Genomic DNA, 13,433 nt, shown 5'->3' on the forward strand with positions numbered 1-13,433 from the left:
GGCACCGCGAGTCCCCCCGGAGGTCTCCGGGGGGACTCGCGGGTCGTCAGCTATCGAGATCCCCGAGCATCATGTCGATCAGGTCGTCGTCGTCCATCGCGTCGATGGAGTCCGTCTCCTTCTCCTCGGTGTCCTTCTCGTCCCGGTCCTTGCCGCTCGCCAGCTCGGTGAGCGTGTCGAGCAGACCGGCGCGGCGCAGCCGCTCCAGCGGAATCGACGCCAGAAGGGCACGGATCCTGGCCTCTTCCGGATCCAGGTCCGACTCGGCCGGGCCGTCCGTCGCCACCCGGCCGCGCAGATACTCGGCGAGCGCCGCGGGCGTGGGGTTGTCGAAGATGAGCGTGGAGGGAAGGCGGAGCCCGGTGGCCGAGTTCAGCCGGTTACGGAACTCCACGCCCGCCAGTGAGTCGAAGCCGAGGTTCTGGAAGGAGCGGTCGGGCTCGATGGACTGGGCGCCGCTGTGCCCCAGCACCATCGCCGCGCTGCCGCGCACCAGGTCGAGCAGCGCACGGTCGAGTTCGGCCCCGGACAGACCTGCCAGCTGCACCTTGGCCGACTCGGGAGCGGCCGCCTTCCCGTCGGCCGCCGCCTTGCTCCGCACCCGGACCACACCCCGCAGCAGGGTGGGGATGTCGGTCTGGCCGCTGAGCGCCGAGGTCTCCAGCCGCATCGGCACGAGCAGGGCGTCCTCGCTCGTCCCGCCGGCGTCCAGCAGACGCAGACCGCCGGCCATGGACAGGGCCGCCATGCCCTCGCGCGCCATGCGCACCATGTCCGCCTGGCTGAGCGTGCCGGTCATGCCGCCGCCCTGCTCCCACGGGCCCCAGGCCAGCGAAACGGCGGGGAGGCCGAGGGTGCGCCGGTGTGCGGCGAGCGCGTCCAGGAAGGAGTTGGCCGCGGCGTAGTTGCCCTGTCCCGGACTGCCGAACACACCGGCGACGGACGAGAACATCACGAACTCCGCCAGGTCCAGATGGCGGGTCAGCTCGTGCAGGTTCCACGCCGCGTCGACCTTCGGCTCGAAGACCGCGTCGATCCGCTTCGGCGACAGGGTGTCGATGACACCGTCGTCGAGTACGCCCGCCGCGTGCACGACCGCGGTCAGCGGGTGGTCGGCGGGTATGCCGGACAGCACCCGCTCCAGCGAGGCGCGGTCGGCCACGTCGCAGGCCGCCAGCGTCACCGACGCGCCCGCCTCGGTCAGTTCGGCCTTGAGGTCGGCCGCGCCCTCCGCGTCCGGCCCGCGCCGGGAGACCAGGACCAGGTTGCGCACTCCGCGCTCGGCCACCAGATGGCGTGCCACCTCGCTGCCCAGGCCACCGGTGCCACCGGTCACCAGCACCGAACCCTCGGGGTTCAGGGCGTGGGGCATGGTGAACACGTTCTTGCCGATGTGCCGGGCCTGGCTGATGTACCGCACCGCGTCCGGGGCCCGCCGCACGTCCCACGCCGTCACCGGGATGGGGTTCAGCGCGCCGCGGTCGAAGAGGGCGACCAGTTCGACCAGCATCTTCTGGACCCAGTCGTAGTCGGCCGCGACCAGGTCGTACGCCGTGTACTTCACTCCGGGGTGGTCCTGCGCGACGACCTCGGGGTCCCGCACATCGATCTTGCCCATCTCCAGGAACCGCCCGCCCCGGGGCATCAGCCGCAGGGAGGCGTCCACGAACTCGCGGGCGAGCGAGTCCAGCACCATGTCCATGCCCTGGCCGCCGGTGGCCTCCGTGAAGCGGCGCTCGAACTCCAGGTCACGCGACGAGGCGATGTGCTTCTCGTCGAATCCCATCGCCCGCAGGGTGTCCCACTTGCCGGGGCTGGCCGTGGCGTACACCTCGGCGCCGAGGTGGCGGGCGAGTTGCACGGCCGCCATGCCCACACCGCCGGTGGCGGTGTGCACCAGGATGGTCTCGCCCTCCTGGAGGTTGCCGAGCTCCACCAGGCCGATGTAGGCCGTCAGGAAGACCACCGGCACCGACGCCGCCTGCGCGAACGTCCAGCCGCGCGGCATGGGGACGATCTGCCGCCGGTCGGCGACCGCGACCGGCCCGAACGATGCGTTGATCATGCCCATGACCCGGTCACCGGGTGCCAGGTCGGTCACTCCCGGGCCGACCTCCAGGACCACACCGGCGCCCTCGCCGCCCATCGTGGCGTGGTCGTCGGGGTACATGCCGATGGCGATCAGCGCGTCACGGAAGTTCAGACCGGCGGCGCGCACCGCGATGCGGACGTACCCGGGTGCCAGCGGCTCCTCCGCCGCCGGGTCGGGCTGAAGCGAGAGGTTGTCCAGGGTGCCGCCGCCCGTGGTGCCGAGCTTCCACGCCGAGGCGCCGGCGGGAGCCTCGAGCACCCGCCCGGCGGCGTTCCTGGCGAGCCGGGGAATCAGCCCCTGGCCCACGCGGAGCGCCACCTCGCGCTCGCCCGCCGCGATCGCGGCCGTCACCACGCCGGCGGCCGCGTCGGCCGACTCGGCGTGGCGGTCGATGTCCACCAGCTGGATCCGGCCCGGGTTCTCCGTGGCCGCCGAGCGCACCAGGCCCCAGACGGCGGCGTTGGACAGTCCGGCGACGCCCTCGCCCGGACCCGTCGCGACCGCGTCGGTGGTGACCACCACCAGCCGGGACCCGTCGAACCGGTCCTCCGCGAGCCAGGACTGCAGCAGGGCCAGCGCCCGGTGGGCCGCCTTACGAGCCGCGTCGGCGAGGTTCCCCGCGTCCGGCCCGGCGGGCTCGGCGCCACACCAGGCCCAGACCACGTCCGGCACCGCGGCACCCTCGTCGACGGCGGCGATGAGCGCGTCCACGCCGGTGTACTCGGCGTATTCGACACCGGAGGTGGTGAGCACCTCGGCCACCCGCGCCCGGTCGGCGCCGATCACCGCCATGGACGCACCGTCCACGGACCGCTTGCCGTCTCGCGCGGCGCCGAACACATCCCAGTTGGCCCGGAACAGCGTTCCGTCGCTGCCGGTGGCGCGCGGCCCGGACGCGAACCGTTCGGCCGCCACCTCCCGCACCACCAGCGACTCCACCGAGGCGACGGGAGCGCCCGTGGCGTCGGTCACCAGCAGCTCGACCGTGTCCTTGCCCCGCGGGCGCAGCCGCACCCGCACCCGTCCGGCGCCCACCGCGTGGAGGGTCACCCCGGTGAAGGAGAACGGCAGCGTCACGCGTCCGCTCTCGCCGCCGAAGTCGCCCATCTCCATGGCGTGCAGAGCGGCGTCGAGCAGGGCGGGGTGCAGGCCGAACCGTCCGGCTTCCTGGGCGGCCGAGTCCGGCAGCGCCACCTCGGCGTAGACGTCGCCGTCCAGCCGCCAGACCGACTCCAGCCCCTGGAAGACCGGACCATATCCGTAGCCGACCTGGGCCAGGCCCTCGTAGAAGTCCTCCATCGGCACCTGCTCGGCGCCCGGGACGGGCCACTGCAGCAGGCTGTCGGTGACCGCGGCGCCGGTGTCGGCCTCGAGGACGCCCTGGGCGTGGCGCACCCACTCCTCGCCCGGCTCGTCGCTGTCGGAGCGCGAGTACACGCCGAGGGGCCGTACGCCGGACTCGTCGGTGGGGCCGACCACGAGCTGGACCCGGACGCCGCCCTGCTCCGGCAGCAGGAGCGGGGTCTCGAGGGTGAGTTCGCCGAGCCGTCCGGCCCCGGTCTCGGTGCCCGCGAGCAGCCCCAGCTCGACGAATCCGGTGCCGGGGAAGAGCACTCCGCCGGCCACGGCGTGGTCGGCGAGCCACGGGTGGGTCTGCAGCGACAGGCGCCCGGTCAGCACCGTGCGGTCGCCCTCGGCCAGTTCGGCGAGGCCGCCGAGCAGCGGGTGGTCCACCCTGCCGAGGCCCACGCTCCGGGCGTCGCCGGACACGGCGCCGCCCGACTCGAGCCAGTACCGCTTGTGCTGGAAGGCGTAGGTCGGCAGGGCGACCCGGCGGGCGCCACGCCCGGAGTACACCGCGTCCCAGTCCACGCCCACACCGTTCGCGTACAGCGTGGCGACCGCCTCCGCCAGCGTCTGGGCCTCGGCGCGCCCGGAGCGGGCCAGGGGCACGAAGGCCGCGTCGGCGTCGATGGCGTCCAGGCAGTCCTGGCCCATCGCGGTCAGCACGGCGTCGGGGCCGAGCTCCACACAGGTCGTCACGCCCTGGTCGGCGAGCTGCCGCATGCCGTCGTCGAAGCGGACCGCCTCCCGAACGTGGCGGACCCAGTACTCGGAGGTGGCCAGTTCGGCACCCGCCACCTCGCCGCTGACGTTGGAGATGACCGGGATCGCCGGGGCCGAGTACTCCAGGCAGGCGGCGATCTGGCCGAACTCCTCCAGCATGGCGTCCATCCGGGGGGAGTGGAACGCGTGGCTCACCCGCAGCCGCTTGGTCTTGCGGCCCTGGGCCTCCCAGTGGCCGGCGAGTTCGAGCACCGCGTCCTCGTCGCCGGAGAGCACCACCGAGGTGGGGCCGTTGAGCGCCGCCAGCGACACCTGGTCCTCGCGGCCCTCCAGGCTCTCGACCACCTCCTGCTCGGACGCCTGGACGGCCACCATGGCGCCGCCCTCGGGCAGTTCCTGCATCAGCCGTCCACGGGCGGCCACCAGGGCGCACGCGTCCTCCAGGGACAGCACCCCGGCGACGTGGGCCGCGGCGATCTCGCCCACCGAGTGCCCCATCAGGAAGTCGGGGCGCACGCCCCAGGACTCCAGCAGGCGGAACAGGGCCACCTCGAAGGCGAACAGCCCGGCCTGGGTGAACATCGTCCGGTTGAGCTCGTCACCGGTCGCGGCCGCGTCGTCGTCCTCCGGGCCGAAGACCACGTCGAGCACGGAGGTGCCGAGGCGCACCTCGAGGTAGTCACACGCCTCGTCGAATACGTCGGCGAAGACCGGGTAGGTCTCGTAGAGCTCGCGGCCCATGCCCAGCCGCTGAGCGCCCTGACCGGTGAACAGGAACGCCACGCGCTGTGCCGTGGACCTGCCCAGCACCAGGCCCGGCGAGTCGGTCTCCTCGGCGAGCGCCGCGAGGCCGCGCAGCAGCCCCTCGCGGTCGGAGGCCACCACCACGCCACGGTGCTCAAGCGCGGCACGCGTCATGGCGGACGACCATCCGACGTCGACCGGCCGCGCGTCGGGGTGACGCACCACATGCTCGCGCAGCCGCGCGGCCTGCGCCCGCAGCGCCTCCTCGCTCCTGGCGGACACCAGCCACGACACCGGCTGGGAGGCCGTGTCCGCGTCGGTGTCGTCGTCCGTGGCGGGGGCGAGATCCTGCGGCGGGGCCTGCTCGATGATGGCGTGGGCGTTGGTGCCGCTCATGCCGAACGAGGAGACACCGGCACGGCGTGGCCGCCCGGTCTCCGGCCAGGCGCGCTGCTCGGCGAGCAGTGCCACGCCGCCCGACGACCAGTCCACGTGCGGGGTGGGCACCTCCACGTGCAGCGTCTTGGGCAGGACGCCGTGGCGCATGGCCATCACCATCTTGATGACCGCGCCCGCACCGGCCGCCGCCTGGGTGTGGCCGATGTTCGACTTGAGGGAGCCCAGCCACACCGGCTGCCCCTCCGGGCGGCTCTCGCCGTAGGTGGCGATCAGCGCCTGCGCCTCGATGGGGTCGCCGAGCGAGGTTCCGGTGCCGTGCGCCTCGATCACGTCGATCTGGTCCGCGGCCAGTTCGGCGTTGGCCAGCGCCTGGCGGATGACACGCTGCTGGGAGCGGCCGTTGGGGGCCGTCAGACCGTTGCTCGCGCCGTCCTGGTTGACGGCGGTGCCGCGCACGATCGCCAGCACCTCGTGGCCGTTGCGCCGGGCGTCCGAGAGCCGCTCCACCAGGAGGACGCCGACGCCCTCGGCCCATGACGTGCCGTCGGCCTCGGCGCCGAACGCCTTGCAGCGCCCGTTGGAGGAGAGTCCGCGCTGGCGGCTGAAGAGGATGAAGTCACCCGGGGTGGGCATCGTGGCGACACCGGTGGCGAGCGCCAGATCGCATTCGCCCTGGCGCAGCGAGTGCGCCGCCTGGTGCAGGGAGACCAGCGACGAGGAGCACGCGGTGTCCACGGTCCACGCCGGGCCCTCGAAGCCGAAGGTGTAGGCGATGCGCCCGGAGGCGACGCTGCCCGCGATGCCGGTCAGCGCGTAGCCCTCGAGGCCGCTCTTGGTGCTCTGCAGGTGGGGACCGTAGTCGTGGTGCTCCGCGCCGGTGAACACGGCGGTCCTGCTCCCCCGCAGCTTGGTCACATCGATGCCGGCCCGCTCGAAGACCTCCCAGCTGGTCTCCAGCAGCAGCCGCTGCTGCGGGTCCATGGAGAGGGCCTCACGCGGCGATATGCCGAAGAACTCGGCGTCGAACTCGGGGGCGTCGTGGATGAACCCGCCCTCGGTCGCGTAGCTGGTGCCGGGCTGGTCCGGGTCCGGGCTGTAGAGCGCCTCCAGGTCCCAGCCCCGGTCGGTGGGGAACGGGGTGATGGCGTCCACGCCCTCGGAGACGACCTTCCACAGGTCCTCGGGGCTGTTGACGCCGCCGGGGAAACGGCAGCTCATCCCGACGATCGCGATGGGGTCGTCCGAGCCCACGACGGCACGCGCGGGGGCGGTGTCGTCCGTGGCCACGGGGAAGATCTGCCGGTGGAGGTGGTCCACCAGTTCGCTGGGCGTCGGGAAGTCGTAGGCGAGCGACACCTCGAGCGTGAGCCCGGTGGCCGCCACCAGTCCGCGGTGCAGATTGACCGCCGCGAGCGAGTCCAGCCCCAGGTCGAGGAAGGAGCTCTCGGCGTCGAGCGTGCGCGGCGACTCGGACCGCAGCGCCGCGGCGACGTGTGCGCGTACCAGGTCGAACAGGACCCTGCGCTGTTCGAGGTCCGGCAGTTCCCTGAAATCCGGACCGAGTGACGGCAGTTCGGGACCCTCGTCACGATCCGGCCCAGTCTGCGCGATCGACTCTCCCGAGTCGCTGGACCCGTTCAACATGGTGCTCACCTAACTCCTGCCTTAAGGAAGACCCTGCGTCAAAGCTGTGTGTGCCGCGCCGACCGCGGCTTCGGCGTGGGCGCCCGCCCGGCATTCATCGGTGCCGGGCGGGCGCGTGGCCGCTAAAGGTTGGCCACCCAGTCCTCGACGGCCTGGGCGGTGGTGTCCGCGTGCTTCTCCATCATGCTGAAGTGGTTTCCGGGCACGTCGACGGTGGAATCGGCGGGCCAGTCCGCCTGCCAGTTCTGCGCCGCCGAGTCCGGGTCCGTCCGCAGCACCGTCTCGGTCGCACGAACGTGGAGACTGGGGACCGAGATCTCCGGCGGCTGCCACAGCGCCAACAGATGCGAGTACCAGCCCATGGCGGACATCCGGACGCCCTCCATGGAGACGAGCTCGTCCCGCTCGTACATTTCGCCCACCCAGGCGTCCTCGAATTGGCCGAGCTTCGTGGTGTCCGGACGGTAGGTGTCCAGCAGGACGACTCCGGCGGCCGGTGTGCCCTCGCGCTCCATGGCGGCGGCCACCGAGTGGGCGAACATCCCCCCGGCCGAGGAGCCGCACAGTACGACCGGGTCGCCTTCGGCATACTCGGCGACGACCCGCGCCTGCAAGCGGAACAGCGCGTCCAGAGTAGCCGCAAGGCGCTCACCCTGGACGGACCCCACGGTGCCGAGGGCCGCCACGTCCCGGTTGCCACGGAACAGCGCGGCGAACCGCGCGTACTGGTGAACGCCGCCCAGGGCGACGTGGGAGGCGAAGCACATCAGCCGGGGACGCCCAGGGCCCCGGGAGAGCCGCGCGGGCCTGATGTTCCCCTCGAAGTCGGCCGGGTCCTCGAAGGTCGGACGGATCCGCGCCGCGTTCACCAGCAGATCCATGCCGAGCTTGTGCTTGCCCTGCTCCGCCGCCTGCCGGTAGAGAGCGCCGAGGGTGTCGGACGCGTCCGCCTGCGGCGCCGGGGGAACGGGCGCGGCCACGGGCGCGGCGACCGGAACGGCCGGGCCGGGCCGCTCCTGGACCTGGCGGGCGGCGGGACCGGACGCGGCCTCGGCCGCGAGCCGGGGCCGCAGATGAGCCACCATCTCGCCCGGGCTCGGGTAGTCGAAGACGACAGTGGTGTTCAGCCGGAGGCCGGTGATGGCGGCGAGCTGGTTACGGAATTCGACCGCGGAAGTGGAGTTGAAGCCCATCTCCATGAACTCGTGGTCGGTGTCGATGTCATTGGGCGATGCGAACCCGAGCACGGCGGCGGCCACGGTACGCACCACTTCGAGAAGCACCTCGTCCGTCCCGGCCTCCGACAGCCCGGCCAGCTGCTGCCGCAGCTGGGTGGACTGGTCCACCTCGGACTTCGCCGTCCGGGCCGCTCGGCGGACGGGGGAATCCGGGACGAGGGAGCGGAACACGGTGGGCAGCGCGGCGCCCTGGGCGCGCAGCGCGCCCAGGTCCAGCCGGGCGGGAACCACCACGGCCGTGTCGGAGATGACACCCGCGTCGAAGAGCTCCATACCCTCCGCGGCGGAGAGCGGTGCCAGAGCGGTGCCCGCCGCATCGTCCCGCCCGGGCGGTGTCACGCCGCTGTCCTGGGCCCACCGGCCCCACGCCAGCGAGACACCGGGCAGTCCTCGAGTGCGACGCCACGACGCGAGGCCGTCCAGGAACACGTTCGCCGCGGCGTAGTTGCTCTGCCCGGCCGCGCCGAGCAGACCCGCGGTCGACGAGAACAGCACGAACGCCGACAGGTCCATGTCCGCGGTCAGCTCATGCAGATTCCAGGCCGCGTCCGCCTTCGCCCGCAGTACCGCGGTCGCCCGCTCGCGGGTCAGCGATGCGAACGGCCCGTCGTCGAGCACCTCGTCCGCATGCACCACGGCGCTCAACGCGAGTTCCGCGGGCAGTTCCGCCAACACCGCGGCCAGCGCCGCACGGTCCGCGGCGTCACCCGTCGTGACGGCCACCTGGGCGCCCGCGGCCTCCAGTTCGGCCCGCAACGCGGCCGCACCGCCCGTCTCCGCACCACTGCGGGACAGCAGCACGAGCTTCTTGACACCGTGCCGGGCCACCAGGTGCCGGGCCACCAAACCGCCCAGGGCACCCGTGCCCTCCGTCACCAGCACGGCACCGGAACCGAACACCCCCGGCTCGGGAGCGTCGCCCGCGGGCAGGGAGCGGGCCAGCCGCGGCAGGCGGACCTCGCCCGAACGCACCACCAGCTGCTCCTCACGAGTGGCCAGCACCCCCGCGAGAAGTGCCACCGCACGCTCGACATCATCCGTGTCGACAAGCACCAGCCGTCCCGGGTGCTCCGCCTGCGCCGACCGCACCAAGCCCCATGCGCTCGCGGCCGCCAGATCCGTCACACCGTCGCCGGTGTCAACGGCGCCCTGTGTCAGCACCACCAGCGGAGTGTCCGCGAACCGGTCGTCCGCCACCCACGACTGAACGGTCTCCAGCACCTCGCCGACCCGGGTGTGAACCTGGTCCACCACGGCGGGGCCGTCGGAGGCCACCGGCAGGACCACCATTCCGGGCATGTTCGTGCCCGCCGCCACGGTGTCACTCAGCGCCGCGGGGTCCGTGTACACGTCGGCGGGGAAGAAGCCCGCCGCCTCCAGGGCGTCGCCCACGCCGAGGCAGTCGTCGACCAGCACCGCCCACCAGCCGGGCGCCACGCCCTCGGCGGGCTGCGCGGCGTCCGCCGTCCACTCCATGCGCAACAACGCGTCACCGGCCGTCCGGCCCACCTGTCGCAACGCGGCGGCCTGCACGGGCCGGAGAACGAGGGAATCGACGGAGGCCACCGGTCGGCCGGAGGTGTCGGCGATGGCCAGCGACACGGCCTGCCGACCGTCCGGGATGATCCGGACACGCAGCGCCCCGGCACCGACGGCCTCCAGGGAGAATCCCCGCCACGAGAACGGCATCAGAGTCCCCGCGCTCGGCGCGTCGTCACCTCCGCGCAGCGCGTTGTTCGCGCCGATCGCCTGGAGGGCCGCGTCGAACAGGGCCGGGTGCAGACCGAAGTACTTCGCGATGCCGCGCTGATCCTCGGGCAGCTCCACGTCGGCGAACACCGCGTCGCCGCGCTTCCAGGCGCGCCGCAGCCCGCGGTACGCGGGACCGTAGTGCAGCCCGTACTCCTCGGCGTGCTCGTAGCCGCCGGAGACGTCGACGGGCTTGGCCCCGGAGGGCGGCCACTTCGCGAAGTCGAAGGAGGCCGCCGGGGCGGGCGGCGTGAGCACACCGTGAGCGTGCCGCACCCACGGCTGCTCGAGGTCGGCCTCGTCGTCGGCCGGCTCCACCCGTGAGTACACGCTGACGTCGCGATGGCCCAGGGCGTCGGCCTCCCCCACCTCGACCTGGATCTGCACCCCTCCGCGCTCGGGCATCGCCAAGGGCGCCTCCAGCACGAGCTCTTCGACGCGGCCGCACCCGACCTGGTCCCCCGCTTGTGCGGCCATCTCCGGGAAGGCCGTCCCCGGCACCAGCGCCACGCCCTGCACCGCGTGGTCGGCGAGCCAGGGGTTCGTGGCCAGCGACAGCCGCCCGCTGAGCAGCACTCCGCCGCCGCCCGCCAGCGAGACCGCGGCGCTCAGCAGGGGGTGCGCCACCGCCCTGAGGCCCACCGATCCCACGTCGCCGACGGCTCCAGCCGAGTCCAGCCAGTAGCGCTGGCGCTGGAAGGCGTAAGTCGGCACGTCGACCCGGTGGGCGCCATGGCCTTCGAGCGCCTTCCGCCAGTCGACTCCGACGCCGCTGACGTGGAGTTCGGCGGCGGAGGTCAGGAACCGCTCGGGCCCGCCCTCATCCCTGCGCAGTGTGTCCACGACCACCGCCCGCGCCTCGGCGGCCTCCACCGTCCGCCGCACCGGCCGGGCCACCACCGGATGGGGGCTCACCTCGATGAACACGGTGTGCCCCGCATCGAGCAAACGACGAGTCGTGGACTCCAGCTCCACGGTCTGCCGCAGGTTGCGGAACCAGTACTCCGCGTCCAGGCCGGCCGTGTCCACCACTTCACCGGAGACCGTCGAGTAGAACGGCACCTTCGAGGAGCGCGGCTCGATGTCGACCAGGACCTTCAGCAGCTCCTCGCGGATCTCCTCCACGTGGGCGGAGTGCGAGGCGTAGTCCACCGGAACGCGATGAACCTCGACCTTCTCGTCCTCCAGCCGCGCCACCATCTCATCCAGCGCACCCGGGTCACCGGAGACCACGACGGAACCGGGGCCATCGACCGCGGCGACCGAGATCGCGCCATCCCAGGCGGCGATGCACTCCTTGGCCTCGTCCGCCGACAGGCCGACCGACACCATGCCACCACGACCCGCAAGGCCCCTCGCGATCGCCTGCGACCGCAAGGTCACCACCTTCGCGGCGTCCTCCAGCGACAGCGCACCCGCGACACACGCCGCGGCGATCTCACCCTGGCCGTGACCCATCACGGCATCGGGCTCGACGCCCACCGAACGCCACAGCTTCGCCAGCGACACCATCACCGCGAACAGCACCGGCTGAACGACATCCACCCGGTCAAAACCAGGGGCACCGTCAACCCCACGCAGCACATCCGTCAGCGACCAGTCCACATACGCCGACAGAGCCGACTCACACTCGCCGATCGCCTCCGCGAAGACCGGCGAGGACTCCAGCAGCCCCACCGCCATACCGGCCCACTGCGCCCCCTCGCTCGGGAACACGAAGGCCGTCCTGCGCCCCTTCGCCGCCCGCCCGTTGACCACGCCCTGGGCCACCTCGCCCTGGGCCACGGCCCGCAGGCCGCGCAGCAGGCTTTCGCGGTCCTCGCCGATCACGGCGGCGCGGTGCTCGAACGCCGAACGGGACACCGCCAGGGAGTAGCCGATGTCCGCTACGGACGCCGCCGTGGAATCGTCGCCCTCGGCAGGGCCTCCGACCGTCAGATGGGCGTACAGCCGCTCGGCCTGCGCCCGCAGCGCGGCCTCGCTCTTGCCGGAGACCAGCCATGGCACGACGGAGGAGGCGAGGGGGCGGGGAGCCTCGGCCTCGGAGCCGGCCGACTCCGGTTCCCCGGCTTCGGTGGCCTGCTCGATGATGGTGTGCGCGTTGGTGCCGCTGATGCCGAAGGAGGAGATCCCCGCCCGGCGGGGCCGGCTCGTCTCCGGCCAGGGCCGGGCCTCGGTCAGCAGCTCCACGGCCCCCGCCGACCAGTCCACATGCGGGGTCGGCTCGTCCACGTGCAGCGTCTTCGGCAGGACGCCGTGCCGCATGGCCATCACCATCTTGATGATGCCCGCGACACCCGCCGCCGCCTGTGCGTGCCCGATGTTGGACTTGATGGATCCCAGCCACAGCGGCCGGTCCTCCGGCCGGTCCTGGCCGTAGCACGCGATCAGCGCCTCCGCCTCGATCGGGTCCCCCAGTGAGGTGCCCGTGCCGAACGCCTCCACCACGTCGATCTCGTCCGGGGTGAGTCCCGCGTTGTCGAGCGCCTGACGGATCACCCTGCGCTGCGACGTGCCGTTGGGGGCGGTGAGGCCATTGCTGGCACCGTCCTGGTTCACCGCGGAGCCGCGCACCACGGCCAGTACCGGGTGGCCGTGGCGGCGGGCGTCGGACAGCCGCTCCACCAGCAGCACGCCGACGCCCTCGGACCAGTTGGTGCCGTCCGCGGCCGCCGCGAAGGGCTTGCAGCGGCCGTCGGACGAGAGTCCTCCCTGACGGCTGAACGCGGTGAACGCCTCAGGGCCGGCCATCACGGTGACGCCGCCGGCCAGGGCGAAGTCGCACTCGCCCTGGCGCAGCGCCTGCGCGGCCAGGTGCAGGGTCACCAGGGACGACGAGCACGCCGTGTCCACCGTCACCGCGGGGCCCTCGAGACCGAGGACGTAGGAGACCCGGCCGGAGGTGACGGAGGAAAGCCGCCCCGTCACCAGATAGCCCTCGGCCTCTTCCGCCTCGATCGGGCCGGCCGCGCCGTATCCCTGGAAGGCGGCGCCCATGAACACGCCGCCGGTGGTGCCCTTGACGGACTGCGGGTCGATACCCGCCCGCTCCAGGACCTCCCAGGACGCCTCCAGCAGCAGCCGCTGCTGGGGGTCCATCGCCAGCGCCTCACGCGGGGAGATCCCGAAGAACACGGGGTCGAACATCGCGGCGTCGTGCAGGAACCCGCCCTCGTTCACATAGGTCGTGCCCCGGCCGTCGGCGTCCGGGTCGTACACCTCCTCGTGCCAGCCGCGGTCCTTCGGGAACGGTGAGAGGCCGTCGGCGCCGTCGGCGACCATGCGCCACAGCTCCTCCGGAGAGCTGACCCCGCCGGGGAAGCGGCAGCTCATCGCGACGATCGCGATCGGCTCCCGGTTCTTCTCCTCCACCTCCCGAAGGCGCAGACGAGTGCGGTGCAGATCAGTCGTCACCTTGTTGAGATAGTCGCGGAGCTTTGTCTCGCTCACTGTTTTGCCGTCACTTTCTCTACAGTCAGGGTCAGAGGGCGCTGGAGACC

At 72.6% G+C, this 13,433-nt stretch carries 2 protein-coding genes; both read right to left on the bottom strand.

The annotated features are described in order from the left end of the window. Positions 1-46: 46 nt before the first annotated feature. Entirely contained in the window at positions 47-6,955 is a 6,909-nt protein-coding gene (locus tag JK364_RS03850; RefSeq protein WP_372461910.1) for an SDR family NAD(P)-dependent oxidoreductase, read from the bottom strand. Between the two features lie 113 nt (positions 6,956-7,068). Further along, positions 7,069-13,383: a type I polyketide synthase gene (locus JK364_RS03855; RefSeq protein WP_201847485.1), complete on the bottom strand. Its 6,315-nt coding sequence runs from the start codon at positions 13,381-13,383 to the stop codon at positions 7,069-7,071. Between the last annotated feature and the right edge of the window lie 50 nt (positions 13,384-13,433).

Source organism: Streptomyces endocoffeicus (assembly GCF_016741935.1).
Lineage (GTDB): Bacteria > Actinomycetota > Actinomycetes > Streptomycetales > Streptomycetaceae > Streptomyces > Streptomyces endocoffeicus.